Annotated in this window: 30 protein-coding genes and 1 tRNA gene; 14 read left to right on the forward strand and 17 right to left on the reverse strand. The window is 63.8% G+C overall.

Annotated elements, in window-relative coordinates; genetic code table 11:
• The first annotated feature begins 125 nt into the window (after positions 1-125).
• From rnd to SX1_RS10680, 3 genes are all read left to right on the forward strand, one after another.
• Positions 126-1,292, forward strand: coding sequence for a ribonuclease D (rnd, locus tag SX1_RS10670; RefSeq protein WP_017182841.1), 1,167 nt, complete (start codon positions 126-128; stop codon positions 1,290-1,292).
• A gap of 80 nt (positions 1,293-1,372) precedes the next feature.
• Positions 1,373-1,654, forward strand: a complete 282-nt coding sequence (locus tag SX1_RS10675; protein ID WP_019052981.1) for an I78 family peptidase inhibitor — start codon at positions 1,373-1,375, stop codon at positions 1,652-1,654.
• A 58-nt stretch (positions 1,655-1,712) separates the two neighbouring features.
• Positions 1,713-2,102 carry a nuclear transport factor 2 family protein gene (locus SX1_RS10680; protein ID WP_019052982.1) on the forward strand — a complete coding sequence of 130 codons (390 nt, stop codon included), beginning with the start codon at positions 1,713-1,715 and terminating at the stop codon, positions 2,100-2,102.
• A 94-nt stretch (positions 2,103-2,196) separates the two neighbouring features.
• Here the strand turns inward: SX1_RS10680 and SX1_RS10685 are convergent, their stop codons facing one another.
• Positions 2,197-2,982 (reverse strand): TerC family protein, encoded by a 786-nt coding sequence (locus SX1_RS10685; protein ID WP_017182844.1) that lies wholly within the window; start codon positions 2,980-2,982, stop codon positions 2,197-2,199.
• Positions 2,983-3,196: 214 nt separating this feature from the next.
• Here SX1_RS10685 and SX1_RS10690 point away from each other — a divergent pair, with 214 nt between their 5' ends.
• Both SX1_RS10690 and SX1_RS10695 read left to right on the forward strand, forming a co-directional pair.
• Positions 3,197-4,201, forward strand: coding sequence for a class 1 fructose-bisphosphatase (locus SX1_RS10690; protein WP_017182845.1), 1,005 nt, complete (start codon positions 3,197-3,199; stop codon positions 4,199-4,201).
• 393 nt (positions 4,202-4,594) lie between these two features.
• On the forward strand, positions 4,595-6,442 hold the full coding sequence (locus tag SX1_RS10695; RefSeq protein WP_019052983.1) for an acyltransferase family protein: 1,848 nt from the start codon (positions 4,595-4,597) through the stop codon (positions 6,440-6,442).
• A gap of 3 nt (positions 6,443-6,445) precedes the next feature.
• Here SX1_RS10695 and SX1_RS10700 read toward each other — a convergent pair whose 3' ends face one another.
• A complete protein-coding gene (locus tag SX1_RS10700) occupies positions 6,446-7,339 on the reverse strand; it encodes an N-formylglutamate amidohydrolase (protein ID WP_019052984.1) in 894 nt (297 codons plus the stop codon).
• A 153-nt stretch (positions 7,340-7,492) separates the two neighbouring features.
• Between SX1_RS10700 and cpdR the strand changes: the two genes are divergently transcribed.
• On the forward strand, positions 7,493-7,870 hold the full coding sequence (gene cpdR, locus SX1_RS10705) for a cell cycle two-component system response regulator CpdR (RefSeq protein WP_017182848.1): 378 nt from the start codon (positions 7,493-7,495) through the stop codon (positions 7,868-7,870).
• A 9-nt stretch (positions 7,871-7,879) separates the two neighbouring features.
• Here cpdR and SX1_RS10710 read toward each other — a convergent pair whose 3' ends face one another.
• Positions 7,880-9,211, reverse strand: coding sequence for a dicarboxylate/amino acid:cation symporter (locus SX1_RS10710; protein WP_019052985.1), 1,332 nt, complete (start codon positions 9,209-9,211; stop codon positions 7,880-7,882).
• A 127-nt stretch (positions 9,212-9,338) separates the two neighbouring features.
• Here SX1_RS10710 and SX1_RS10715 point away from each other — a divergent pair.
• Both SX1_RS10715 and SX1_RS10720 read left to right on the forward strand, forming a co-directional pair.
• A tRNA-Val gene (locus SX1_RS10715) sits at positions 9,339-9,413 on the forward strand.
• Positions 9,414-9,477: 64 nt separating this feature from the next.
• Complete coding sequence (locus tag SX1_RS10720) at positions 9,478-10,098, forward strand: 5'-methylthioadenosine/S-adenosylhomocysteine nucleosidase (RefSeq protein ID WP_019052986.1); 621 nt, start codon at positions 9,478-9,480, stop codon at positions 10,096-10,098.
• Between the two features lie 17 nt (positions 10,099-10,115).
• Here the strand turns inward: SX1_RS10720 and SX1_RS10725 are convergent, their stop codons facing one another.
• The 4 genes from SX1_RS10725 to petA form a co-directional block, all read right to left on the reverse strand.
• Complete coding sequence (locus tag SX1_RS10725; RefSeq protein ID WP_019052987.1) at positions 10,116-10,649, reverse strand: adenine phosphoribosyltransferase; 534 nt, start codon at positions 10,647-10,649, stop codon at positions 10,116-10,118.
• Between the two features lie 78 nt (positions 10,650-10,727).
• Positions 10,728-11,579 (reverse strand): cytochrome c1, encoded by an 852-nt coding sequence (locus SX1_RS10730; RefSeq protein WP_019052988.1) that lies wholly within the window; start codon positions 11,577-11,579, stop codon positions 10,728-10,730.
• Positions 11,580-11,594: 15 nt separating this feature from the next.
• Entirely contained in the window at positions 11,595-12,887 is a 1,293-nt protein-coding gene (locus SX1_RS10735; protein ID WP_017182853.1) for a cytochrome b, read from the reverse strand.
• Between the two features lie 11 nt (positions 12,888-12,898).
• Positions 12,899-13,465 (reverse strand): ubiquinol-cytochrome c reductase iron-sulfur subunit, encoded by a 567-nt coding sequence (gene petA, locus SX1_RS10740; protein ID WP_017182854.1) that lies wholly within the window; start codon positions 13,463-13,465, stop codon positions 12,899-12,901.
• A 196-nt stretch (positions 13,466-13,661) separates the two neighbouring features.
• Here petA and SX1_RS10745 point away from each other — a divergent pair, with 196 nt between their 5' ends.
• From SX1_RS10745 to SX1_RS10755, 3 genes are read left to right on the forward strand one after another with little or no spacing between them, the layout of a single operon-like run.
• The gene (locus SX1_RS10745; RefSeq protein WP_019052989.1) at positions 13,662-14,132 is read left to right on the forward strand and encodes a tRNA (cytidine(34)-2'-O)-methyltransferase; all 471 of its coding nucleotides are present in this window, start codon (positions 13,662-13,664) and stop codon (positions 14,130-14,132) included.
• Entirely contained in the window at positions 14,129-15,031 is a 903-nt protein-coding gene (gene hemF, locus SX1_RS10750) for an oxygen-dependent coproporphyrinogen oxidase (protein ID WP_052310908.1), read from the forward strand. Before SX1_RS10745 ends, hemF begins: the two co-directional genes overlap by 4 nt.
• Positions 15,032-15,037: 6 nt before the next feature.
• A complete protein-coding gene (locus SX1_RS10755; RefSeq protein WP_019052991.1) occupies positions 15,038-15,637 on the forward strand; it encodes a GNAT family N-acetyltransferase in 600 nt (199 codons plus the stop codon).
• On the opposite strand, the gene SX1_RS10760 is transcribed toward SX1_RS10755, so the two are convergent.
• Entirely contained in the window at positions 15,619-16,413 is a 795-nt protein-coding gene (locus tag SX1_RS10760; RefSeq protein WP_019052992.1) for a DUF7847 domain-containing protein, read from the reverse strand. The genes SX1_RS10755 and SX1_RS10760 overlap by 19 nt on opposite strands.
• Positions 16,414-16,493: 80 nt before the next feature.
• Between SX1_RS10760 and lipB the strand changes: the two genes are divergently transcribed.
• The 3 genes from lipB (at position 16,494) to SX1_RS10775 (ending at position 18,286) form a co-directional block, all read left to right on the forward strand.
• A complete protein-coding gene (gene lipB / locus SX1_RS10765) occupies positions 16,494-17,189 on the forward strand; it encodes a lipoyl(octanoyl) transferase LipB (RefSeq protein WP_019052993.1) in 696 nt (231 codons plus the stop codon).
• A gap of 48 nt (positions 17,190-17,237) precedes the next feature.
• A complete protein-coding gene (locus tag SX1_RS10770; RefSeq protein ID WP_026149666.1) occupies positions 17,238-17,516 on the forward strand; it encodes a hypothetical protein in 279 nt (92 codons plus the stop codon).
• A 74-nt stretch (positions 17,517-17,590) separates the two neighbouring features.
• Entirely contained in the window at positions 17,591-18,286 is a 696-nt protein-coding gene (locus SX1_RS10775) for a hypothetical protein (RefSeq protein WP_019052995.1), read from the forward strand.
• A 6-nt stretch (positions 18,287-18,292) separates the two neighbouring features.
• Here SX1_RS10775 and queE read toward each other — a convergent pair whose 3' ends face one another.
• From queE to SX1_RS10820, 9 genes are all read right to left on the reverse strand, one after another.
• Positions 18,293-18,940, reverse strand: a complete 648-nt coding sequence (queE, locus tag SX1_RS10780) for a 7-carboxy-7-deazaguanine synthase (protein ID WP_019052996.1) — start codon at positions 18,938-18,940, stop codon at positions 18,293-18,295.
• A 13-nt stretch (positions 18,941-18,953) separates the two neighbouring features.
• Positions 18,954-19,646: a 7-cyano-7-deazaguanine synthase QueC gene (gene queC / locus SX1_RS10785; protein ID WP_019052997.1), complete on the reverse strand. Its 693-nt coding sequence runs from the start codon at positions 19,644-19,646 to the stop codon at positions 18,954-18,956.
• A 55-nt stretch (positions 19,647-19,701) separates the two neighbouring features.
• On the reverse strand, positions 19,702-20,115 hold the full coding sequence (locus SX1_RS10790) for a DUF3617 domain-containing protein (RefSeq protein ID WP_017182864.1): 414 nt from the start codon (positions 20,113-20,115) through the stop codon (positions 19,702-19,704).
• Positions 20,116-20,259: 144 nt separating this feature from the next.
• The gene (gene hslO / locus SX1_RS10795; protein WP_019052999.1) at positions 20,260-21,219 is read right to left on the reverse strand and encodes an Hsp33 family molecular chaperone HslO; all 960 of its coding nucleotides are present in this window, start codon (positions 21,217-21,219) and stop codon (positions 20,260-20,262) included.
• Positions 21,220-21,240: 21 nt separating this feature from the next.
• Positions 21,241-22,167, reverse strand: coding sequence for an ornithine carbamoyltransferase (gene argF, locus SX1_RS10800; protein WP_019053000.1), 927 nt, complete (start codon positions 22,165-22,167; stop codon positions 21,241-21,243).
• Between the two features lie 107 nt (positions 22,168-22,274).
• A complete protein-coding gene (locus SX1_RS10805; RefSeq protein ID WP_026149668.1) occupies positions 22,275-23,471 on the reverse strand; it encodes an aspartate aminotransferase family protein in 1,197 nt (398 codons plus the stop codon).
• 204 nt (positions 23,472-23,675) lie between these two features.
• The gene (locus tag SX1_RS10810; protein WP_017182868.1) at positions 23,676-24,071 is read right to left on the reverse strand and encodes a flagellar export chaperone FliS; all 396 of its coding nucleotides are present in this window, start codon (positions 24,069-24,071) and stop codon (positions 23,676-23,678) included.
• Positions 24,072-24,088: 17 nt separating this feature from the next.
• Positions 24,089-25,492 carry a flagellar filament capping protein FliD gene (gene fliD, locus SX1_RS10815; protein WP_019053002.1) on the reverse strand — a complete coding sequence of 468 codons (1,404 nt, stop codon included), beginning with the start codon at positions 25,490-25,492 and terminating at the stop codon, positions 24,089-24,091.
• 79 nt (positions 25,493-25,571) lie between these two features.
• Positions 25,572-26,033: a hypothetical protein gene (locus SX1_RS10820; RefSeq protein WP_019053003.1), complete on the reverse strand. Its 462-nt coding sequence runs from the start codon at positions 26,031-26,033 to the stop codon at positions 25,572-25,574.
• Positions 26,034-26,083 lie beyond the last annotated feature (50 nt).

The raw sequence follows: 26,083 nt of genomic DNA on the forward strand, positions 1-26,083 counted from the left end.
GGCGTTTTGGTCTTTCAGCTTCGTTTTACGGAAATGACAAAGCCCTGACGGCAGGCTATGGGCATAAGGTCACTACGACCAGCCCGCCAGGGAGCGGGCCTGCCCATAATAAGATCGATGACCATATGCAAATCCATCCGCTGATTACCGACAGCAAGACACTTTCCGATTTCTGCGCCCGCATCGCCAAATCCCCCTATGTCGCCATCGACACGGAATTCATGCGCGAAAACAGCTATTGGCCCGAACTCTGCCTGATCCAGGTGGCCGACGCGGACGAAGCCGCCGCCATCGACCCAAAGGCGCCGGGCATCGACCTGAAGCCCCTGCTCGACCTGATGGTCGACAATGAGGATGTGCTGAAAATCTTTCATGCCGGCGGACAGGACATAGAGATTGTCTATAATCTGACCGGCAAGACCCCGCACCCGATGTTCGATACCCAGATTGCGGCGATGGCATTGGGCCTTGGCGAGCAGATCGGCTATGGCAATCTGGTCGAGGCGTGGCTGGGCGTACAGCTGGACAAGGGCGCGCGCTTTACCGACTGGGCGCGCCGCCCGCTCGACAAGCGCCAGATCGACTATGCCATCGGCGACGTCACCTATCTGATCCAGATTTTCCCCAAGATGCTGGAAGAGTTGCGCAAGACCGGGCGTGGCGACTGGCTGGACCAGGAAATGGAGCGGATCAGCGATCCCAGCCATTATGAAACGCTGCCCGAAGATGCCTGGAAGCGCGTCCGCATCGCCAGCAAGAAAGCCGATGTGCTGGGTCGCCTGAAAGCGCTGGCGGCGTGGCGCGAGATCGAGGCGCAGGACAAGAATCTGCCGCGCGGCCGCATCGTCAAGGATGAGACGCTGGCCGACATTGCCAGCCATCCGCCGCGCACGCAGGATGATCTGGGCAAGGTGCGCGGCCTGTCCGCGACCTGGCGCACCAATGACATCGGCGCGCGGTTAATGGCGGCGCTGGGCAAGCAGCAGCCGCTCAGCAAGGATGAAATGCCCGACCGGGAGCCGCGGCGTCCGGGGCTGGGCAAGGATGGCGCGCTCGTCGCAGACCTGCTCAAGCTGCTGCTCAAGATCCGGTCGCGCGACATCAATGTCGCATCGCGCCTGCTGGCGCGCAGCGATGACATTGAAGCGCTGGCGGCGGGCGTGCGGAACGACCTATCGATCCTGGAGGGGTGGCGTTACGAACAATATGGCCGCGACGCGGTCGATCTGGTCGAGGGGCGGCTGGCCTTTGCGGTCAAGGGCGGTCGGCTGAAGATGACGCGGACGGAGTGATTTCCTACTCTTGTTCGAGTTGAGCCTGTCGAAGGGTCAGGCTGAGCGAAGAATGGAATTTGGGTAAGGAGAATAACCCCATGCACCGCATCCTGTCTCTGACCGGCGCGCTTGCGCTGACCGCCTGCGCCACCACCGCGCCGCCGCCAGTGGCGGCTGGCCCGTGCAATCATGATGCCCTTGCACGTTTTACCGGGCAAAAGGCGAGCGCGGAAACCGGCGCGGCGCTGCTGGCTGCATCGGGGGCCAGAACGCTGCGCTGGGGCGGCCCCGGCATGGCGATGACGATGGACTTTCGCCCCGACCGGCTGACCGTCAGCTATGACGAAGCGATGACGATCACCTCGGCGCGCTGCGGTTGAACCCATCCCTATTCCCGCGCAGGCGGGAACAGGGAGCGATGAGATCGAAAGCCCTGCCATGAGCGCCACCGCAGACATCGCCATCCGCATGGCTCGCGCGACCTTCAATCGCGCGCTGGCCGACGCGAATCTGGCCGCGATCGGCCCGCTGCTCGCGCCCGACGCCGTGCTGGTCGCGGGCACCGACAGCGCGCTAATCACCGGGCGCAAGGCGCAACTGATTGCCTGGAAACGCGAATTCGCGGCAGCCGAGCGACTGATCTACACCCGCACGCCCGACACAATCCTTGTTTCCCCGGTAGAACCGATCGCCATGGAGCAGGGCCATTGGCAGGGCGTGGCGAGCGGCAGCGGCGAGACGCTGGCGTCAGGCACCTATAGCGCCAAATGGCGAAACAGCGGCGGCGCGTGGATGATCGAGGCGGAGATTTTCCTGACCCTGGCCTGACCGGCATGGAGCGCGAACTGCCTGGTGGCCGCCCGCAATAGGGGCGAGGCATGGCGTCGGCTTCCGGTCATGCCATCATCCCGTCCTCCCCTGATCATGCCCCTTTGCGCTGTTGCGCCCGGCGGGCAAAGATGTTGAGGCACTCCACCAGCGTCGAGAAGGCCATCGCCGCGTAGATATAGCCCTTTGGCACATGCACGCCGAAGCCATCGGCGATCAGCACCGCGCCGATCATCAGCAAAAAGCCCAGCGCCAGCATCACAACGGTCGGGTTCCTGGCGATGAAATTGGCGAGCGGATCGGCGGCCAGCACCATCGCACCCACAGCGACCAGCACGGCAATGACCATGACTGCAAGATTATCGGTCATGCCCACGGCAGTCAGGATCGAATCGAGCGAGAAGATCATATCGAGCAGGATGATCTGCACGATCGCGCTGCCGAAGGTCAGCGTCGCCACGCTCTTCTTGTCCAGCATATCGTCGCCACGTGCGGGATCGACATTATGATGGATTTCCTTGGTCGCCTTCCAGATCAGGAACAGCCCGCCCGCGATCAGGATCAGGTCACGCCAGGAAAATTCGGTTTCAAAGGTCGGCGCGCCATATTGATTGGGCGGGCCGATGATCCCCAGGTCGAACACGGGCGCGGTCAGGCCGACGATCCAGGCGATCATCGACAGCAGCACCAGCCGCATCCCCAGCGCCAGGCCAATGCCGATACGGCGCGCCTTTTGCCGCTGATGTTCGGGCAGCTTGTTCGTCAGGATCGAAATGAACACCAGATTGTCGATGCCCAGCACCACTTCCATCACCACCAGCGCGACGAGCGCAGCCAGGGCGGCGGGATCGGTAAAGGCGGTAAGCAGGCTGTCCATCATGATCCTTCCGTCCGGTCTTTCGGCACGCCAGCGCAACGACAGGAAGGCCCACTGGTTCCAACTGACACACTTTGTCACATGGGTGCGCTACCATCGGCAAAAGCGCGGTCCAAGCGACTGGACTGGACGAGACCAGTCGCATAGCGAAGGCGCGTTCTCCTTTTCACGCGGCAGCCCCGGCTGCGGCGCACCAGTCCCAAGCGAAAGGCAGCCCATGGCCAGAACCACCCTCACCCGTTTCCTGATCGAACAACAGCGGCTGGCCAATGCGCTGCCCGCCGAATTGCGCCTGTTGATCGAAACCGTGGCGCGCGCGTGCAAGACGATCAGCCATTCGGTGAGCAAGGGTGCGCTGGGCGAAGTGCTGGGCAGCCTGGACAGTGAAAATGTGCAGGGCGAGGTGCAGAAGAAGCTGGACGTGATCGCCAACGAACTGCTGCTCGACGCCAATGAATGGGGCGGACATCTGGCGGCGATGGCGTCGGAAGAGATGGAAACGATCCACCGCATCCCCAACCGCTATCCCAAGGGTGAATATCTGCTGCTGTTCGATCCGATCGACGGGTCCAGCAATATCGACGTCGATCTGTCGGTCGGGACGATCTTTTCGGTGCTGAAAGCGCCCGACGAATGTGCCGGTCGCGAAGTGACGGAAGAGGATTTCCTTCAGAATGGCCGGGCGCAGGTCGCAGCGGGCTATGCCATTTATGGCCCGCAGACGCTGCTGGTGCTGAGCGTCGGCACCGGCGTATATGAATTCACGCTGGACCGCGAAGTCGGCAGTTGGGTCATGACCGATCCCGACATGAAGATGCCGCAGGGCAAGTGCGAATTCGCCATCAACATGTCCAATCGCCGCCAATGGTCGCCCGGCATCGCCCGCTATATCGAAGAACGGGTGATGGGCGCGCAGGGGCCATGCGGGGTGGATTACAATATGCGCTGGACCGCTTCCATGGTTGCGGACGTCCACCGCATCCTGAAGCGCGGCGGCATCTTCATGTATCCCGCCGACCATCGCACACCCGGCAAGGCCAAGCTGCGCCTGATGTATGAAGCCAATCCGATGAGCTATCTGATCGAGCAGGCCGGCGGCGCGGCCACCGACGGTTTCATCCCGATCATGGATGTCGATGCCACCAGCCTGCACCAGCGCGTCGGCGTGATTCTGGGCGACAAGGCGGAAGTGGAAATGGTCACAGCCTATGGACGGGAATAGCCGATCTGCGGCGTTCCTGTTCAGCGATGGTCAGAGATAGTAAAAGTGGGGGAGAGCGGAGCGCCGCTCAATCCCCCTTGCTATGGCCTCGCCCTGCCGGTCTTACCGGCGGCCCCTCTCCAGAAACATTTTATATGGCGCGGCTGTAGCGCAATTCGCCTAGACCAAGCCGGAGCCAAAAAAAAGGGCCGATCCGCAGACCAGCCCAAAAAGTTTAGGAGAGGATGCCTGAAAGGCACAGTTCTTTTGCAGCCGGGGCAGAATTTTCGCAAATGCGAAGGATGAAAGCGCGGTTGCGCCAAACGCAATCGCTTGCTGCAATTTTAACCATCCCAACGTCCGTTCGAGTCGCCGGTAAAGCAAATGTCAGGGCTTTGCCCCTAAGCGGGGCCGATGCATTATCGCCGCGATATCGACGGACTGCGCGCCCTGGCGATTCTGCCGGTGCTGCTGTTCCACGCCCATGTGCCGGGATTTGATGGCGGCTATGTCGGCGTCGATATATTCTTCGTCATTTCAGGCTATCTGATCACCGGCATCATCGCCCGCGAAGTCGATGATGGCCGCTTCTCGCTCGCGCGCTTTTACGAGCGGCGATTCCGGCGGATCGTCCCGGCGCTGGGGCTGATGATATTGGTGGTGCTGGGGCTGAGCGCCTGGCTCTATCTGCCCGGTGACCTGGAGGGGGTGCCGCGGTCCGCGCTGGCCGCCACGCTGTTTGCCTCGAACCTGTGGTTCTTTACCGACACCGGCTATTTCGCGGGGGGCGCGGACGTCAAGCCGCTGCTCCACACATGGTCGCTGGCGGTGGAGGAACAATATTATATCGGCTTCCCCATCCTGCTGATGCTGATCGCCCGCTTCGCCCCCCGCTGGCGAACGGCTGTGGTGATGGCGATTGCGGCAGGATCGCTGCTGCTGTCGATCGCGATGCAGCGCGATACCAGCGGTTTCGCCTTCTACCTGTTGCCGACGCGCGCCTGGGAATTGCTGGCGGGGGCGTCATTGGCGCTGGGCGTCGTGCCCGCGCTAAAGGCCCGCTGGTTGCGCGAACTGGTGGCGTGGGGCGGGATCGCCGGAATTGCGTTCGCGGTCGGCTGTTATGATCGCGACACGCTGTTCCCCGGCATCGCCGCCCTCGCCCCGGTGCTGGGCGCGGCGGCGCTGATCCACAGCGCGCCGGGGACGAGCGCGGGACGGTTGCTTGGCTGGGCGCCACTGATGGGCGTGGGTCTTGTCTCCTACTCGCTCTATCTGTGGCACTGGCCAATGATCGTGTTCACCGAATATGCGACCGACATGGCCATTACGGGCTGGACGCGAATCGCGGTCATTGCCGGATCATTTGTCGCAGCGATCCTGTCCTGGCGCTTTGTCGAGCGCCCCTTTCGCGATTCGCAGGCGATGCCCGCGCGCGCCATCTTCCGCTTCACCGGCGCGACCATGGCGCTGCTGTGCACCTTGTCGCTGGCCTTGATGGCTGCGGGACCATGGCCATCGCGTTTCGCGCCGACAGTGTTGGCGCAGGCGGCTGGGCGCGACGACATCAGCCCCGAACGCAAGCGCTGCCACGACATATTCGCCCGTGGCGCGACGCCATGCGTGCTGGGCGCGGCGGTCCCGCCCGATGCGATGCTATGGGGTGACAGCCATGGGGTCGAACTGGCCTATGCGCTGGCGCTGGAGGCCAGGGCGCAAGGATGGGCGCTGGTGCAGCGCACGACATCGAGTTGCCCGCCGGTGCTGGGCTATGATGCGCCCAGGGATGCGCGGTGCGCGGCGGCCAATCGCGCCGCCTTTGCCGCATTGTGCGCAAACCCCGCCATCCGCCGCGTCTATCTGGCCGCCTTCTGGGCCAATGGCGCGTTTGACGATCCGGCATTCGTGGCCAAGCTGGACCGCAGCATCGCCGCGATCCGGGCCGAAGGACGGGAGGTCGTGCTGATCGGCGCGGTGCCTCCGCAACCCTTTGACGTGCCGCGCCGCCTTGCTCACCTGGCACGCGCCGGGCGACTGGCAGAGGCGCAAGGCGTCGCGCGGTCCTGGCTGGATGCCCGGACCGTCCATTTGCGCGCGCTATTTGCGCGATGGCAGGCACAGGGCGTCAGGCTGATCGATCCGGCAGTCGCGCTGTGCGATGCCCGGCACTGCGCGATCGAGCAGGGCGGCAAGCCGCTCTATTTCGATTCGCACCATCTGAGCGTAACAGGCGCGCGGCTGGTCATCGCGCGCGGCGGCTGACGCCTATTCGGCCGCCAGCGCATAATTGGCGCGCGGCAATTCGTTCGCCAAAGCCTGGGCGATGGCCATGATGATCCCCTGTATCCGGGCGAGGCCCGGCCCCGGCTGATCCAGCGCATCATCCAGATAGAGGCTGCGATCCACCTCTATCTGGATCGCGTGCATGCCGCTTTCGGGACGACCATGGCGTTCGATCAGATGATCGCCGGCATAGGGATGGTTTTGCGCCGCGACGATGCCATGGCCAGCGGCGACATCGGCCGCGAGCGTCATCAGCCGGGTGGAGGCGCTGCGCCCGAACCGATCGCCCAGCACGATTTTGGGTGCTTCCTGCCCGGCGGCGGGGGGCGGCAGCGGCGGCATGGAATGAAGGTCGATCAGGATCGCATGGCCAAAGGCGTCGCGCGCTGCCCTCATCAGGCGGGTCAGTTCGGCATGATAGGGCCGGTGAATCGCTTCGATCCGGCGCTGCGCCTCGCTCCACGCCACAGGCTTGTGCCATAATTCATGCGCGCCGACCATGCGGCGGGGGAAAAGGCCCAGCCCGCCGCGCAGCTTGACGCTGCTCTGAAACGCGGCGTCGCGCGGCGCGCCGACGAGCATGGCAGGGTCGATTTCGCGCTCGTGACGGTTAAGGTCGATCAGCGCGCGCGGCGCGCGGGCAAGGACGACGGTGAAGCCGCGCGCGATGAGCGGATGGACCAGCAGGTCGGCCCAGCGGTCTTCCAGCCGTTGCAATTGTTGTCGCCGTACCCGCGCTTGCGCCAGCAGTTCGGGCGGATAATCGCGCCCGGCATGGGGGACGGAAAGGATGACGGGCCGGTCGGGATTGACGGGGCCGAATTGGTCGAAACCCGCCTCGGTCCGGGCGGGAGGACATGGCGCGGGACGATCCAATAAGGCTCCTTTCACCGGCCATATGACTGGCCGCACCAAAAATGGTTACTTGGCTGGATAATGTTTACACCTTGTCGCATATATCGGACAGGGACGCCACCCTGACGGGGGCATGGGGACAGGCCGGAAACGGCAATGAGAGTAGCTGGCGCAATGGTTCGCATATTATTGGCGGAAGATGACGAGAGTATGCGGGTCTATCTGGCCCGTGCGCTGGAACGGTCCGGCTATGAGGTCGTGGCCGTCGCGACCGGCACCGAAGCCCTGCCCCATATCGCGTCCGACCGATTCGACCTGTTGCTGACCGATATCGTGATGCCCGAAATGGACGGGATCGAACTGGCGCAGCACGCGGCGTCCGTGGCCCCGGACATGCGGATCATGTTCATTACCGGCTTTGCCGCCGTGACGCTGAAGGCCGGGAAGGCGGTGCCGCAGGCCAAGGTATTGTCCAAGCCCTTCCACCTGCGCGACCTGGTGCTGGAGGTTGAACGGATGTTCGGTAGCGAGAGTCTGACCGGGCTGAACTGACCCCGCCCGTCAATCCTCGATCACTTCTTCCATATCGGCCGTGGGGTTGAGCGGGATGCCGGCCATCGCGGCGGTGAGCCTTTCGCGGTCCAGCCCCTTTTCCCACGCTGATACGACGATGGTGGCGACGGCGTTGCCGACAAAGTTGGTGAGTGCCCGAACCTCGCTCATGAAGCGGTCGACCCCCAAAATCAGCGCCATGCCCGCGACCGGCACCGACGGCACGATCGACAGCGTCGCCGCCAGCGTGATGAACCCCGCGCCCGTCACGCCCGCCGCGCCCTTGGACGAAATCATCGCGACGAGCAGCAGCAACACCTGCTGTTGCAGGGTCAGGTCGACATTGCATGCCTGCGCGATGAACAGCGCCGCCAGCGTCATGTAGATGTTCGTGCCGTCGAGGTTGAAGCTGTAGCCGGTCGGCACGACCAGCCCGACCACCGACTTGCGGCATCCCGCCCGCTCCATCTTCTCGATCAGGCTGGGCAGCGCGGCTTCGGACGAGGATGTGCCCAGCACGAGCAGCAGTTCCGCCTTCAAGTAACGGATGAGGTGCAGGATATTGAAGCCGGCCAGCCGCGCGACCGTGCCCAGCACCACCAGCACGAACAGCAGCGAAGTCAGGTAGAAGGTCGCGACCAGACCGACCAGATTGGCAAGCGTGCCCACGCCATATTCGCCGATGGTGAAGGCCATCGCCCCGAACGCCCCGACCGGCGCCGCCTTCATCAGGAAGGCGACCAGTTTGAATACGGCATGGCTGGCCGATTCGAGGACCGCCATCAACGGCGCCGCCTTGTCGCCGATCATGGTCAGCGCGATGCCGAACAGGATGGCGACGAACAGCACTTGCAGGATGTTGCCGTCCGCGACCGCCGACACCATGGTCGACGGGATGATGCTCATCAGGAAGCCCGTCAGCGTGGTTTCATGCGCCTTGTGCGCGAAGTCCGCGACCTTGCCCGCGTCGAGGCTGGCCGGATCGATATTCAGGCCAGCGCCCGGCTGGACCAGATTGGCGACAATCAGCCCGACAATGAGCGCGAGCGTCGAAAAGGTCAGGAAATAGGCAAAAGCCTTGGCCGCGACCCGGCCGATCGCGCCCAATTCCTTCATTCCGGCAATGCCGGTGACGATGGTGAGGAAAATGACGGGGGCGATGATCATCTTCACCAGTTTGATGAACGCGTCCCCCAGCGGCTTCAACTGCACGCCCATGTCGGGAAAGAAATGGCCAATGCCGACGCCCAGCGCGATCGCGATCAGTACCTGAACATAGAGTTGGCGATACCATGGCAGACGCGGCGTCGTCTGGATCGGCGAAGATGGCGATGGCAGCATAGGTCTGGCGTCCCCCTGTTTGCACCGCAGCATATGGGCCGTCCCTGCCCTGTCCAGAAGAATGTCGCACCCCTGCAATTTCCCGCTTGCGCAGGTCCGGTCCCCCGGCTATTGGCCCAACTCCCGTGGGCGTATAGCTCAGTGGTAGAGCACTGTGTTGACATCGCAGGGGTCGCAAGTTCAATCCTTGCTACGCCCACCATGACAAAGCCCGTCGCCTGGTTTCAGGTGGCGGGCTTTCTCTTTTGCCACAGGCGGAGGATGATATGATCCCGGTTTGCGAGACGATTTCGGGGCAACGCCTGTTGTTCGTGATGGCGGCCGACGCGGAATATGGGCCGCAACTGCGCGCCCGATTCGCGCCGCTGATGACCGGGGTTGGCCCGATCGAGGCGGCATTGGCGACCGGCATTGCCCTGCACGACATGGCGCGCGCAAACGCCCTGCCCGATCTGGTCGTCTGCCTGGGATCGGCCGGATCGCGGATCTGCGGGCTGGGCGAAGTGGTGCAGGTGGCCAGCGTATCGTGGCGCGACATGGATGCGTCGCGACTGGGGTTCGTGAAGGGGGTGACGCCGTTCGCCGATCATCCGGTCGATCTGCCGCTGGTAACGCCCCTCACCCTGCCGAGCGCGCGGCTGTCGACCGGCGCCAATATCGTGGGCGGCGATGACTATGCGGCGATCGACGCCGACATGGTGGACATGGAGACATTTGCAGTGGCACGCGCCTGCGCCCGTTTTGGCGTCCCGCTGATGGGGCTGCGCGGCATTTCCGACGGGCCGGGCGAACTGGCCCATATCCATGGCTGGACAGCGTTGCTGGGCCTGCTGGACGAGCGGTTGGCGCTGGCGGTGGACGGGTTGGCGGCCGCGCTGGCAAAATAGCGACGTGCGAGGGTCGACTACTCGCCCGCAAACGTCATGATCGCCCGCGCGGCGACGCCTTCGGCGGCGAGCGCCGCCATGCCGCCGAGATCGGGCAGGTCGATCGCGAACAGGGCCATGAGCACGCTTGCCCCCTGTTCTCGCAGCAACTGCGCCGCAGCCACAGCCGTCCCGCCAGTGGCGATCAGATCATCGACCAGCACCACGCGCGCGCCCTTGGGCACCTGGCCTTCATGCAGTTCCAGCCGGTCGGTGCCATATTCCAGAACATAATCGATGCCCACGGTCTTGCCGGGGAGCTTGCCCTTCTTGCGCACCGGCACGAAGCCCTTGCCGAGCGTGAACGCCAGCGCTGCGCCCAGGATGAAGCCCCGCGCCTCGACACCCACGATCAGGTCCGGGTCAAGCGGACGGGCGATGTCGGCCAGGCGCGCGGTCAGGTCGCGCAGCCCTTCCCCATCAGCCAGCAGCGTCGTGATGTCGCGAAACTGGATGCCCGGCTTGGGAAAGTCGGGAATGGTGCGAATGAGGTCGGTCAGGTCGCTGGTCATCGCGCCCCTATAGAGAAAGGGCGCGGCTTCCTCAAGAAACCGCGCCCTTTGCTATGCTTGTCCTGTCGGACCGGACGGTCAGGCCGCCTTTTTCTTGTCCGCCCAGATATTCTGATAGGACATATAAGCCAGGCCCGTCGCGATCAGCAGGAAGATCAGCGTTGCCAGACCCGCGCGCCGACGGTTTTCCAGCTTGGGTTCGGCGGTCCAGGTCAGGAAGGCCGAGACGTCCTGCGCCATCTGGTCGACGGTCGGCTTGGGCTGGCCCGGACCATAGGTCACCTGGCCATCAGCCGTCAGCGGCGGCGCCATGGCAAGGTTGAGGTTCGGGAAATAGGGGTTGTAGTGCAGCCCTTCCGGCGTCTTGGCATCCGGGAACTCCTTGAGCAGTTCAGCCGGCTGCGCCTGGAAGCCCGTCAGCAGCGAATAGACATAGGCGCTGCCGTGGTGGCGGGCCTTGGTCATCAGCGAGAGGTCTGGCGGGATCGCATTGTTGTTAGCCGCCGCCGCCGCGACATTGTTCGCGAAAGGCTTGGGGAAATGATCCGACGGCACAGGATCGCGGCTCGACGCCTCACCAGTGGCCGGGTCGACCGACGGGGTCTTGATCGCCCACTGCTTGGCGATCGCCTTCACTTCGGCTTCGTTATAGCCGAGCGCCTGAAGATCGCGGAAAGCGACGAATTTCAGGCTGTGGCAAGCCGAGCAGACTTCCTTAAACACCTGGAAGCCGCGTTGCAGCTGCGCCTGATCATATTTGCCAAGCGGCCCGTCAAACGAGAAGGACACATGCTTTACCGGCTTGTGGAATTCATGCTCCACGGTCGGCTGCGGCGGTTCGGAGACATAAGCCACCGCACCAACCAGGAAGGAGATGAACAGCCAGCCTGCAAAGAAGAGGCCGACGAGGAATGCGCCAATGCGAACCATGGTCTTATCTACCCCTTATTCGGCCGGAACCGCGACGGTTTCGCCGTCGGTCTTGCCATATTTGGCCAGCACAGCCTCGGTGATCGAGCCGGGCAGCGGGAGCGGCTTTTCAAAACGCGAGATCAGCGGAAGGATGATCAGGAAGTGGGCGAAATAATAGGCACCCGCCAACTGGCTCATCATGACATAGGGTTCTTCCGCCGGCGCGCCGCCCAACCAGCCCAGGATCAGCACGTCGAGGCACAGGATCCAGAAGAACTTGTTGAAGGTCGGCCGATACTTGCCCGACCGCACCGGCGAGGTGTCGAGCCAGGGCAGGAAGAAGAGCAGCAGGATCGACGCGAACATCGCCAGCACGCCGAGCAGCTTTGCGGGCACGAAGAAGAAGTCCACGGTGAACGCGCGCAGGATGGCGTAGAAGGGCCAGAAATACCATTCCGGCACGATGTGCGCGGGGGTCGAGAGCGGGTTCGCCTCGATATAGTTATCCGGGTGGCCCAGGAAGTTGGGGGCGAAGAACAGCAGCGCGCAGAAGGCGATGAGGAACACGCCCGCGCCGAAGCCATCCTTTGCGGTATAATAGGGGTGGAACGGCACAGTGTCCTGCGGCCCCTTCACTTCCACGCCGGTCGGGTTCGAGGAACCGGGAATATGCAGCGCCCAGATGTGCAGGATGATGACACCGGCAATCACGAAGGGCAGCAGGAAGTGGAGCGAGAAGAAGCGGTTGAGCGAAGCGTTACCAGGGGCAAAGCCGCCCAGCAGCCAGGTCTGGATCGGTTCGCCCACGACCGGGATCGCGCCGAACAGGCCGGTGATCACCTTTGCGCCCCAGTAGGACATCTGGCCCCAAGGGAGGACGTAGCCCATGAAAGCGGTCGCCATCATCAGCAGGAAGATGACGAGGCCGAGCAGCCACACCATTTCGCGCGGCGCCTTGTAGGAACCGAAATAGAGACCGCGGAAAATGTGGAGATAGACGACGATGAAGAAGAAGCTTGCCCCGTTGGCGTGAGCATAGCGCATCAGCCAGCCCGCGTTCACGTCACGCATCGTCTGTTCGACGGTGCTGAACGCGACGAGATCATTGGCGCCGTAATGCATCGCCATGATCACGCCGGTGACGATCTGGATCACCAGCGCAAGACCGGCGAGAACACCGAAGTTCCAGAAATAGTTGAGGTTGCGCGGCACGGGATAGCCCGCGCCAACGGCGTTATAGGCGAGACGCGGAAGCGGCAGCTTCTCGTCGATCCACACCATGACCGGATTTTTCGGCGTATATTGCTCAGCCCAGGGAAAGCTCATCGTTTCTTACCTCAGCCTACGAGAATGGCGGTGTCGGAAGTGAAGGCGAACTTCGGCACTTCCAGGTTCTTGGGCGCGGGGCCTTTGCGGATGCGCGCGGCGGTATCGTAGGACGAACCATGGCATGGGCAGAAATAGCCGCCATATTCACCCCGATTTTCACCTTCGCCCGCGCCCAGCGGCACGCAGCCCAGATGGGTGCAGACACCCATGGTCACCAGCCACTGCTTCTTGCCATCCACGGTGCGCTCTTCCAGCGTCTGCGGATCGCGCAGCGTGGAAGGGTCCACCTTGTCGGCTTCGGCGATTTCTTTTTCCGTCAGCTGGCGCACGAAAAGCGGCTGGCTGCGGAAGGTGGTCTTGATCGCCTGACCCGGCTGGATGGCCGAAAGATCAACTTCGGTCGATGCAAGCGCCAGCACGTCGGCGCTGGGGTTCATCTGGTCGATCAACGGCAGGACGACGGCAACAGCGCCGACCCCCGCGAAACTCACCGCAGCGATGTTGATGAAATCGCGACGACGCACCCCATCATCGCCGGATAGACCCGTGCTGTCTGTATGTTCAACGATCGCCATGCACCTTAACCCTTGCAAGAACGTCCCTGATCCCGCCGGAGCGCCGTTTCCGGCGCCATTATGTCAAGGAATTCGGATGGCCATGCGAAACGGCCCCGCCTTCCCCCCGGCGTGGTTCGCGGGCCTGATAACCTCAGTGCGCGCTCTTTGCCAACAGCAAAGTCACTGACCCTATGACAATTTGCCCCGCTGCATTATGGCGCGGGTCATGCGTATAGCCCTTTATCAACCCGAAATAGCGGGCAATGTCGGCGCGATCCTGCGCCTGGCCGCCTGTTTTGCCGTGCCGGTGGACATCATCATGCCAACCGGATTCGCCTTTTCCGACGCGCGCCTGAAGCGCGCGGCCATGGACTATGGCGCGTCGGCCGATGTCACCCGCCACGCCAATTTCGCGGCCTTCGACGCCGAACGCCGCGCGCAGGGCCGCCGCCTGCTGCTGATGAGCGCCCATGCGTCGGAACGGCTGCCCGACGTTGCCTTCCACGTCGACGACGTGTTGCTGATGGGATCGGAAAGCGCCGGCGTACCGGAGGCGGTGCGCGATATGGCCGACATCCGCATCCGCATTCCGATGGCGGCGGGGTTTCGATCCTTGAACATCGCCGTTTCCACGGGCATCGCCGTCGCCGAAGCCCTGCGCCAGACCGGAAAGTTCCCGCAATGACCCCTGCCCCGATAACCCCAGCCCCCGTGCCCACCGTCCCCTTCGCCCTCGATTCCCGGCAGCAGGCCGCGCGCGCCTGGTTCGAATCGCTGCGCGACCGAATCTGCGCCGCGTTCGAGGCGATCGAGCGGGAGGCCGGCAGCGAGGCCCGCTTTGCCTACACCCATTGGGACCGCGAAGCCGAAGGGCAGGCGCCCGGCGAAGGCGGCGGCGGCGTGCGCGGGGTGATGAAGGGCAAGATTTTCGAGAAGGTCGGCGTCAACGTCTCCACCGTCGGCGGGGAGTTCGCCCCCGGATTCGCGCAGACGATCCACGGCGCGGCCGAAAACCCCGCCTTCTTCGCCACCGGCATCAGCCTGGTCGCGCATATGGCCAATCCCCACGTTCCTGCCGTGCATATGAACACGCGCTATCTGGTGACGACCAAAAGCTGGTTCGGCGGCGGCGCGGACCTGAACCCGCCCTTGCCGCGCGAGGAGGATACGGCCTATTTTCACGATGTGCTGAAACGCGCCTGTGATGCGCATGACGGGGACTATTATCCCCGCTTCAAGGCGTGGGCCGACGAGTATTTCTACATTCCCCATCGCGGCGTGCATCGCGGGGTCGGCGGGATTTTCTACGATCATCTGGAATGTGCCGACGATGCCGGGTTCGACGCCAACTTCGCCTTTACCCGCGCGGTGGGCGAGGCTTTTCTGGAGGCGTATCCGCCGATCGTAAGGCGGCGCATGAGCGACGAATGGAGCAAGGCGGACTATGCCCAAATGCTGGAATGGCGCGGCCGCTATGCCGAATTCAATCTGGTGCATGACCGGGGGACGCTGTTCGGCCTCAAGACCGGGGGCAATATCGAGGCGATCCTGATGAGCCTGCCGCCCATGGCGAGCTGGAGCTAAGGCGCGATGGGGTCGATCCCGGTCGAGCCGGGGATGGTGGCGGCGGTCGTCACTCATCTGGAAATGCGGGCGCGCCCCCGCCCCGCGCCGATTCCACCCGCCCCGCTGCAACTGGTGCGATGGAAGGCGCCGAAGATCGACACCTATCGCGCCCTGTTTCGCCGGGTGGGCGAGCCATGGCTGTGGTTTTCACGGCTGGTGATGAGCGACGAATCGCTCGCCGCGATCATCCATGATCCGATGGTCGAGATTTACGCCGTTGCTGATCCACGCGGGATCGAGGTCGGATTGCTGGAGCTGGACTTCCGCGCGATGCCCGATTGCGAACTGGCCTTTTTCGGGCTGGTGCCGCAACTGAACGGCAAGGGCCATGGCAAATGGCTGATGGCGCAGGCCAAGGCGCTGGCATGGCGCAAGGGGGTGGAGCGATTCTGGGTCCACACCTGCACGCTCGATAGTCCCGCAGCGCTGGGATTCTATATGAAGGCCGGGTTCGTCCCGACCAGGCGCGAGATCGAGACATTCGCCGACCCGCGCCTCGCCGGTATTTTACCGCGCGACTGTGCGCCGCATGTGCCGTTGCTGGATCAGTCCGCCAACGCCTGACGATAGAGGCGGGCGATCATGACCAGCATATAGACCTGGATGGCTGTCGAAATGACAGCGCCAGCGACTCCGCCGATCAGCCGCGCGGCTTCCGCGCCGCCGATGAGGCCGCCGATCAGACCGAAGATCGCCTGCGCCGCCGTGCTGGCGATCGCCGACACGATCAGGGTGATGAGGATGAAGGCCAGCAGCCGCAAGAAATGGCCGCGCGTGAGCGACCATGACTGACGCAGTGAGGGCATGACGCCAGCGCTGCCGTCAATGACGACCGGATTGAGCAGCATCAGCCGGATACTGGCAAAGAGCGCCAGCCCGACCAGCCCGAATCCCAACAGAACCCCGCCGCCCGCTGCCAGCGGCTTCGACACCAGCGACAACAGGATCATGACGGTAACCAGCACCATCGCAGCCGCCATCAGCGCCCCGATCACCACCAGGGCCGTACCGATCAATACGGGCAGGCGATTGAGGCCCAGGCGCAGCGCTTCACCGACGCTGATGCCCGGACGCAGGGCCAGCGCGAACAGGGTGAGCGATCCGAACCAGACCAGAAGGACCGCCACTATCAGTCCCAGCCAGTAGCTGAGGGGAACCGCAGGCATAGTCGATGCGGTGGGCGAGAGCGACCAGGCGGCGAGTTCCGGTGGGGTCATTTCCTGCAGGATCAGGCCCGGCAGCGCCACGAACAGCAGCGCGACGGGGAAAAGCAGCGTGGCTTCGCGCGCGACGAAGGCCACGGCCTCCTCCCATGCCTTGCCAATGGACATCGTTGCCATATCTTGAACTGCCTGCCTGATCGCTGCGTAAAACCGGGTCGAGACTTGATCGCTCGCCCGGCCCAAGTCAAGGAAGGGTCATGAGCCAAATTTTCCCCTTTCCCCCTGACGTCGAATGGCGCGTGGACAGATCACCTGTCGCTTACCCGCAAGCGCTGGCGGACATGGAGGCGCGCGCCGCCGCGATCCATGCGGGCGAAGCGGGCGAGCGGGTCTGGTTGATCGAGCATCCGCCGCTCTACACCGCCGGGACGAGCGCCGATCCCGCGGAACTGATCGACCCGCGCTTTCCGGTCCATAACGCCGGGCGCGGCGGGCGTTATACCTATCATGGGCCGGGGCAGCGGATCGGCTATCTCAACATCGACCTTGGCAAACGCGGCAAGGATGTCCGCAATTTCGTCCATCACCTCGAAGGCTGGATGATCGCGGCATTGAGCGATCTGGGCATTGCTGCGCGGCGGGCGGAAGGGCGGATCGGCATCTGGACCGACGACCGCGACGGGCGCGAAGCGAAGATCGGCGCGCTGGGCATTCGGGTGCGGCGCTGGGTGACGCTCCACGGCTTTTCGATCAATGTCGATCCAGACCTGACCCATTTTACCGGCATCGTGCCATGCGGGATCAGCGAATATCCCGTCACCAGCATCGCAGCATTGGGCGGCAGCGCCTCCATGGCCGCGCTGGACGATGCTTTACGGGCGCATTTCCCTGCTTTTCTCAATCGCTTGGGCCGATGCGGCACGGGGGTTGAGCAATGCGGAACGGGCCGCTAGGGTCTGGCCTTTCGCCGGGCGAGGCTGCCGGGCCTGAAGGAGACCCGGATGCGCCGTAACGCAATGACCGTAGCTTTCGCCATGCTGTTTGCGCTTGCCGCCTGTGGCAGTGCCGACAAGGGCGGCAACAAGGTCGAGATGAAGGATATGGAAGTGGTGGACGGCACCGCGACCGATGCCATGACCGATCTGGACGGGGTGCAGAGCGAAGGCACGGCGGTCGCGATGCCGAATAGCAATGCAGCCGACAATGCGACGGCCGCTCGTCCCAAGCCAGCCGAGCAAAAGGCGCAGGCCGAAGATGCGGAGGTTCTGGCCGATCAGTGACGGTTCAGCCCTGATATAGTTTGTCGAGAGAATAGGTGGGGGACGCAGGACGTCCCGTTGGAGAATATCGTTTCATGAGCTTCCGTTCCTCTTTGCGCCCTGTCCTTGCGGGTTTCGCGCTGGCCGCCGCGCCGATAATGGCGCAGCCCGCCGCCGCGCAGTTTTTCTGGTCGCCGCCTGACCTGTCGGCCCCGCCACTGACCGATGCGGCCGCCGCGACCGCGATGGGCCTGCCCGGCGCGACGGCGGCGGAGATCAAGGCCGGGCTGGTGTGGAACCTGCGCGCGGCGCTCAATATCGCCGCATTGCAATGCCAGTTCGAGCCGACGCTGCTGGCGATCAGCAATTATAACGCGATGATCGCCCATCACGATGCGGAACTCGATTCGGCGCAGTCGGTGCTATTGGGCTATTTCCAGCGGACCGTGGGCAAGGGACGGCCCGGACAGGCCGCGTCGGACCAATATGGCACGCGCATCTATTCGGGCTATTCGACGGTGCAGGCGCAAAAGGGCTTTTGCCAGGCGGCCACTGTGGTCGGGCGGCAGGCGATCTTCGCCGATCGCGGCACTCTGCATGAAGTGGCGCGCAATGGGCTGGCCTCGATCAAGAAGTCGCTCGTGGTCGCGGGCGAGCAATATTATGGATCGCCCGGCTACGACTATCGGGTCGCCATGCCCTCCCTGGCCGCCAATTGCTGGAAGAAGGGCGTTTTGCAGCCCGAGTGCCAGCAGCAATGGAATGCGCAGAAGGGCGAGGCGCAGCCCTGACCGGCGTTACCGCAGGCCCAGATATTTATGGGCCTGCACCGTCAGCCGCCAGCGTGGGCGATCCATGACCAGCGCGATCGCAGCGCGGGCATTATCCTGCGCATGAGGATCATCGAGCGGCTGAAGCAGATGATGGGCGAAGGCCCATTGCTCCATGGCCGCCACATCGGCAATGCTGTGTCCGCCACCGGGCTGGGGCCAGACCAGCTTCAATTCATGGCCTTCGCGCTGAACGACATCGCTGCCAGCCTTGGGACTGATGCAGATCCAGTCGATGCCGGGATGGACGGCCAGCGTGCCGTTGCTTTCGATCGCGATGGCGAAGCCGCGGGCGTGGAGCGCGTCGACCAGCGCATCATCGACCTGCAACATCGGCTCGCCGCCGGTCAGGACGATATAGCGGCCAGCATCGCCCGCGCCCCAGAAAGCCAGGGCAGCATCGGCCAGCGCATCGGCATCGGCGAATTTGCCGCCGCCATCGCCGTCCGTCCCGACGAAATCGGTGTCGCAAAAGCGGCAGATCGCCTGCGCGCGATCCTGTTCGCGCCCGCTCCACAGGTTGCAGCCGGCAAAGCGCAGGAACACCGCGCGCCGCCCGGCCTGCACCCCCTCCCCCTGAAGGGTCAGGAACATTTCCTTGACGGCATAGCTCATCGTCCGCCGCCGTTCAGGGCCGGGCAGCGTAGATGGTGGGATCGGGCAGGCCAGCCTCCTCAAACCCCTTGGACCGCAAACGGCAACTGTCGCACAGGCCGCAATGCTTGCCGTCCGGGGTGGGATCATAGCAGGACCAGCTGACCCCGGCATCCAGCCCCAGACGATGCGCTTCACGCACGATGTCCGCCTTGCTCATATGTTGCAGCGGCGCGTTGATGCGAATCGGATGGCCCTCCACCCCCGCCTTGGTCGCGAGGGCCGCCATGGTCTGGAAGGCGTCGATAAATTCGGGGCGGCAATCGGGATATCCCGAATAGTCGAGCGCGTTGACGCCGATGAAAATGTCGCTGGCCCCGGCCACTTCGGCCAGCCCCAGCGTCAGCGACAGGAAGATGGTATTGCGGGCGGGTACGTAAGTGACGGGAATATCGTCACCTACTCCGCCCTTTGGCACAGCGATGTCGGCCGTCAGCGCCGACCCGCCAAACGCCGTCAGATCGAGCGGGAGGACGATGTGGCGCATCGCGTTGAGCGCCTGCGCGACCCGTCCGGCCGCGCGCATTTCGACGCGATGGCGCTGGTTATAGTCGATCGACAGGGCCAGCAGATGATAGCCAGCTTCCCGCGCCAGGCCGCCCGCGACCATCGAATCAAGGCCGCCCGATAGCAGGACGACGGCGAATTTTCGTTCATTGGAACCCATGGCCCCGCGCTACCGCCCGTGACGCGCCAGTGCAAGCGGCGCAATCATGGTCCGATTATTGGCAGTCGCCGATGCGCCGGGCTTCCATTGCAAAGGCGAAGGGTGCGCCATCGGCAATCCCCTGCGAATTGATCTGGACCAGCCGGGGCGTTTCGACACGCAGGTCGGTGCGGCCATTGCCCGCAGCGGCGCAATCATAGGTGATGGTCGCCATGGTCGGGGCGTCGCTGACCACGAAGCTGCGGCACAGCGTGCGGCCATGGCGGACCTGAAGCAACTGGCGCAGATCGGTGATGCACAGCTTGCGGGTCTGGCCGTCTTCGCTGCCCTCGCCGCGTTCGTGCAATTCCCATTGGCCAGGCTGCAACGGACGCAGCGCCGCGAGCGACGGGCCCTGGGCGGCTCCGGCCCAACTCCCCGTCATCATCGCCGCCGCGACGGCCAGCGTCCGCAGTCCGTTCCTTGCCATGATATTACCTATGTCCCGCCATGGATTGCGCGCCCGATGGGCCGCAAGCCGCCTACCCGACAGATGAAGCCCAATTGCGGCATTTTGATAGCGCGCGCGGGCGAGTTTGCCCAAATTACAAATGTCGTTAGCGTAACGATCCGCTCAATGCGCCGTAAAACTGTCGAGCGCGAGCGGGAAAATGCGCGAGCAAAAAGCGCAATCGACCCCGATAATGCCATCGCTGCCCGCCATTTCGACCCGCTCTTCCGCCGGAAAGCGACCAATCACATCACGGATATGGGCGATGTCGCAGCGGCAGCCCTTGGCCAGCGGCGACGGCTCCATGACCCGTACTTCGGGCTCCTCATGGAAAAGGCGCCAGACGATGTCGGTCAGCGGCAGCGTCTCGTCGGTCAGTTCCGCCTGGCCCAACGTGATGCCCAATGCCTGGACATGCTCCCATTCCGGGTGATCGTGACGGACATGCAGCCGTTCCCGCCCCACTTCGCCTTCGGGCAGATGCTGGATCAGCATGCCCCCCGCGATGCAGCCCTGCCCCGCGTCATGGCGGGTGCCCATGCGAATGATGCTGGGGATCTGTTCGGACTGGAAGAAATATTGTTCCGCCGCATCGGCCAGCGTTTCGCCGTCGAGCGGGACGATGCCCTGATAGCGTTCGCCGGTGAGCGCCTGATCGAACGTGATGGCGAGATAGCCCTTGCCGAACAGGCCGAACAGCGTCGGGTCCGGGCCAAGCTCGGCCAGCCGGTCAGCGTCGAACTTGGCATAGCCGCGCAGTTCGCCATTCTTATAGTCAGCGACCAGCAGCCGGACGACGCCGGTTTCGGTCTGCGCCTGTAGCGTCAGCTGCCCGCCCGCCTGCTTGAGCGTGCTGCCCAGCAACGCGGCAAGCACCAGCGCCGACGCCAGCAGCCGCTCGATCGGCGGGGGATAGGCGTGGGCGGCCAGAACCTGATCCAGCACCGGCCCCAGCCGCACGATTCGCCCGCGCGCATGACGCGACGGAATGGTGAAGCCGATAGCATGGTCGATATGAGGAGGCAGAATGACGATTCCTTGTGATCCGCCCGACCCCGGTTGCGGGATCGGGCGGCAATGCATTCACCCGAATATAGGGCGGCTCTAGAGCTTTCCAAGCGCCCAGAGCAGGACCGACTTCTGGCCATGGATGCGGTTTTCCGCTTCGTCCCAGATCAGCGACTGGGGGCCGTCGATCACGTCTGCGACGACTTCCTCGCCGCGATGGGCGGGCAGGCAGTGGAGGAAGCGGGCCTGCGGCTTCGCCTCTGCCATCAGCGCGGGTGTGACCTGATAGGGCATCATCGCCGCCAGCTTTTCTTCCGCATGGGACTGGCCCATCGAAATCCAGGTATCGGTCACGACCACGTCCGCGCCGGCCACCGCCGCCACGGGATCGCGGGTCAGGGTGATGCTGGCCCCCAGCGCCTGCGCCGCTGCCGCAAAAGCGGGATCGGGATCATAGCCCTGCGGCACGCCGATGCGGACGTCGAACTTCAGCAGGCCAGCCGCCTCGATAATCGAATGGAGGACGTTATTGCCGTCGCCCAGCCAGGCCCACTGGCTGCCCGGAAGCGCCAGCCCATGTTCCACCACGGTCAGCAGGTCCGCAACGATCTGGCACGGATGCGACAGGTCTGTCAGGCCGTTGATGACCGGGACGGTGGCGTAATAGGCCATTTCCTCGATCTTGGCATGATCATCGGTGCGGATCATGATCGCGTCGCACATGCGGCTGAGCACGCGGGCGGTGTCCGCCACCGTCTCGCCGCGGCCGAGCTGGCTGGTCGCGCCGTCGAGGATCAGCGACGTGCCGCCCAGCTGGCGGATCGCCATGTCGAACGACACGCGCGTGCGGGTCGAGTTTTTTTCGAAGATCATCGCCAGCGTGTGGCCCGCCAGCGGCGCGTCAGCATCGGCGCGGCCCTTGGGCCAGCTGGCCCGCGCGGCCTTGCGGTCGATGGCATCGGCAATCATCGCGGCAATGGCATCGCCGCCTGCGTCGGACAGGTTCAGAAAATGTCTGGTCATTGGTAACAACCCCCTCGACCGTTCGGGCTGAGCGAAGTCGAAGCCGCTTCCTTTCTTGCGGAAGAAAAACGACGCTTCGACTTCGCTCAACGCGAACGAAGGTAAAATCAGGCCGCCTGGGCCTCCGCATAGCTGCGCGCGCCCGCGGACAGTTTTTCGACACATTCGGCGATATGGCTTTCGTCAATCACCAGCGGCGGCAGGATTCGGACGACATTCTGCCCCGCCGACACGGTCAGCAGACCATGATTGTCGCGCAGATGGGCGACAAAGCCGCGCGCTTCGACACTGTCGTTGAGCTTCACGCCCAGCATCAGCCCCATGCCGCGCACGTCCTGGAACAGACCGTCATGATTGGGGATAAGCTGTTCCAGCGCAGCGCGCAGGCGTGCGCCGATCGCTTTCACATGATCCATGAAACCGTCGGCCATGACCTCTTCCAGCACGGCCAGACCCGCCGCCATGGCGAGGGGATTGCCGCCATAGGTGGTGCCATGGGTGCCAAATACCATGCCCTTGGCGGCTTCCTCGGTCGCCAGGCACGCGCCCAGCGGGAAGCCAGCGCCGATGCCCTTGGCCACCGACATGATGTCGGGCGTAATGCCATATTGTTCATGCGCGAAGAAGGTGCCGGTACGGGCATAGCCGCACTGGACCTCATCCAGGATGAGCAGCAGGCCATGTTCGTCACATGCCTTGCGCAGGCCGGTCAGGAACTCATGCGTCGCTGGCGTCACGCCGCCTTCGCCCTGCACCGGCTCCAGCAGGAAACCGGCGCTATTGTCGTCGATCTGCGCCAGCGCGGCGTCCAGATCGTTGAACGGCACCACGGCGAAACCGGGCAGCAACGGTTCGAACCCATCGCGCATCTTGGGCTGGCTGGTGGCCGAGATCGTCCCCAGCGTCCGCCCGTGAAACGCGTTGTCGAAGCTGATGATCTTGTGCCGGTGCGCCTGGCCATTGACATAATGGTAGCGGCGCGCGGTCTTGATCGCGCATTCGACCGCTTCCGCGCCCGAATTGGTGAAGAACACGGTATCGGCAAAGGTCGTATCGACCAGCTTCTGCGCGAATTTTTCCCCCAGCGGCATGCCATAGAGGTTGGACACATGCATCAGCGTCGCGGCCTGATCGGCAATGGCCTTCACCAGCCTGGGATGGCCATGCCCCAGCAGGTTCACCGCAATGCCGCTGGCAAAATCGAGATAGCGCTCACCGCGCTCACCGATCAGATAGCAACCTTCGCCTCGCACCGGACGAACATCGCACCGGGGGTAAACGGGCATGAGCGGCGTAATCGACATGAGCCTTCCCTTTCTGGGCTTGATGCGCGTCCTTGCACGAAGGACTGGTGGTACAACGCAAAAAGGCGGCCCCCGCCGGGCCGCCCTTTGCGAGCATCGCCTATACAGACGCCATGTTTGGGGTGCAACCCCGCAACACGGGCCAGTCAGACCATGCTGGCATTCTTGAAAATGCGCGAAAGCGCGCATGTCATAGCGCGCATCTTATCCGATCTGATTCCAGGCGTCGGCGATTTCCGCGATCAGTTCACGCGCCTGATCGACCGGCTCTGCCGACCTTTCCTTGGCGCCGACGAGCAGCAGGCGGCGCGCTTCGCGGTAGATTTGCGCCAGCCCGACGGAAATGTCGCCGCCCTTGTCGAAGTCCAGGCTCGATTCGAGCGCGAACAGGATCGACATCGCCCGCGCCTGCTTGTCGGATACTTTCATCCGGTCGCCCTGGCGTTCCGCCAGCGCCGCCGCTTCCATCGCGATCAGCAGTTCGTCGAACAAGATCTTGACCAGCGCATGAGGGGTCGCGCCTTCCGTCCGGCTGCCCGAATGGACCGCTGCATAGCGCCGCGCCGCCATATTGCCTGCATAACCCTGATTGTAGAACATCGTCCTGCCGTCCCCGATTAATTCTTGCTGTTGTTCCAGATTTCAATCTGCTGATCGAGATAGCTCTGCGTCGCCTTGAGCGCGGTCAGTCGCGTTTCCATCTTGGAATAGACGCTGGTGAGTTGCGCTTCGTAGCTGGCCATCTGTGTGTCGAGCTTTTCCAGCTGCTTGGTCAGCGTTTCGCCCAGGGTCTTATATTTGGCCTGGGATTGCGCGAAGGAGCCGTCCTTCAGCTGGATCTTGTCCCGTACGCTGTCCATCAGCCCCGCCAGCCCCGGATTGGTCGCCGACGCGACCGCAGGGTTGAGCAATTGCGTGATCGCGGAAGGATCGGCCGCGATGGCCTTGTCCAGCGTGTCGGTATCAAGTTTGAGCGTGCCATCGCGATTGGTGGCGACGCCGATGTCCGACAGCGTCCTGTAGGTGCCCGTGTCGGACAAGGGCGTGGAGGTCATCGCCGACAGTTGGCGGCGCATGTCGCGGATCGAGGCTTCGCCGTTCAGCACGCCTGCGGACGATGAGTCCGCTCCGGTCGCCGTGGCCGTGTTCAGCGCCTTGACCAGCGTATTATAGGCATCGACAAATTCGACCATCAGGTCGCGCATCGACGTGGTCGGCTCGGTCGTCGCCAGCGTGACGGTGGTGCCGGGCGCGGCCTTGTTCAGGTCGATGCGCAGATTGGCGATCGCGGTGTCGATGGTGTTGGTGGCGTAATGCTGCTCCACCCCGTCGAGCTTGATGATGGCATTTTGCGGGCTGGCCTTGGACTCCATGGTGAGGCTGTCGGCACCATTCCAGGCGAAGGCAGCCAGATCATCGCCGCTGACCGATGTCAGCGAAAAATCATTGGCCGCGCCGGTCGCGCCCTTCATCACCAGCCGCGTCCCCTGCACGTCGGTCACGACCGATGCGGTGACGCCCAGTCCCGATGCGTTGATGGCGGCGGCAAGGCCGGTATAGCTGTTATTGCTGGCGTTGATCGTGATGGCAGCGGATGAGCCGCCGACCGTCAGCGTCAGTTCCCCTTCGCCGACCGCGCTGGCGGCGCTCGCGCCCGACACCGGGATCGACGCCAGGGTACGGCCGGAAGCAAGTTGCTGCACTTCCAGCTGGGCCGGCAATCCCTTGGGCACGCCCCCCGGCAGCGGGCTGACCGAGGCAATGCTGGTGTCGTTGGATGCGGGCACGCCCGCATAGCCAGTGCCCGACAACAAGGTGGTCAGCGCGTCGGCAAAAGTGTCCAGCGAACTGGAGGCGGACGCCAGTGCGGAAATCCGTGCGCTGTTCAGGCTCTGGCGATCGGTGATCACCTTTTCCTTCGGATCGCGCGTGGCGGCGACCAGGCTCGATACGAGCGACTTGGTGTCGATGCCCGATCCAATGCCGAGTGCGGTGGTGATATTGGAGGTGACCGATGCCATTGCGCCGTCCTTTCAGAGGAAAGAACGGCGCTAGCGGCAAGACCTTTAGGAATGATTTTCGCGAGACGTCCCGCGCGGATTATCCGTTGGCGGACGCCAGCACCTGATCGACCGTGGCGCGGCTGATCGCGCCCTGGGCAGCCTTGGCATAGGCGGCCTGTTCCACCATGCGCCGGGCGATGACGGTGGCGTGTTCGACCGCTTCCTTGCTGGCGGGCGGCAACGGCACCAGAATGATCGGCACCGGCATCAGCGCCTGGATCGCGCCCGCAGCCGCTTCGACGCTGGGCGGGTTGGTCGCTGATCGCAGGTCGGCCAATATGTCGGCAATTTCGACATGAACCTTGGCATATTCGGCAACGCTGGCGACATCCTCGTCAATCGAGGCAAGGTCGACCTGCGACGCGGCGCCACGCGCGCCGGGCGCTTCGCGACCCGCCCGGCCGAGCGACGCAGGCGGGACGGCCTGCACCGGGGACAGCGCGCGCGTTGCGGCCCTGTCTATCGGCGATACTTCGCTGCGTGAACCATAGTCGTTCATGACGCACCATCATAATGCGTCCCCGTGAAGAGATTACGGATGAGTGCGGC

The organism is Sphingobium xenophagum NBRC 107872 (genome assembly GCF_000367345.1).
Taxonomy (GTDB): domain Bacteria; phylum Pseudomonadota; class Alphaproteobacteria; order Sphingomonadales; family Sphingomonadaceae; genus Sphingobium; species Sphingobium xenophagum.